Genomic DNA, 278 nt, shown 5'->3' with positions numbered 1-278 from the left:
GTGATAGTTCGGCGGTGTCCTACTCTCCCACACGCTCCCGCATGCAGTACCATCGGCGCAGTAAGGCTTAGCTTCCGGGTTCGGAATGTGACCGGGCGTTTCCCTCACGCTATGACCACCGAAACACACCCCCCACACACGGGTGGGGGAAAACTCTGTGTTCTCTGTGTTGTGTCAGCGCACTCTTCACTTAACAACCGGCCGACGACCCCTGGTAGTGGGGTGCGGGGGGTTGTTGTTTCAGATACTGCACAGTGGACGCGAAGCATGTGTGGTCA

At 58.3% G+C, this 278-nt stretch carries 1 rRNA gene; it reads right to left on the bottom strand.

Features of this window, described 5'->3' with window-relative positions:
* Positions 1–6: 6 nt before the first annotated feature.
* Positions 7–123: ribosomal RNA gene (rrf, locus tag AN215_RS00215) — 5S ribosomal RNA — on the bottom strand.
* Positions 124–278: the final 155 nt, after the last annotated feature.

Origin of the sequence: Streptomyces abyssalis (genome assembly GCF_001751365.1) — a bacterium.
Lineage (GTDB): Bacteria > Actinomycetota > Actinomycetes > Streptomycetales > Streptomycetaceae > Streptomyces > Streptomyces abyssalis.
Note: the sequence above shows the minus strand (reverse complement) of the source record. Positions and strands in the feature narration are given on the sequence as shown.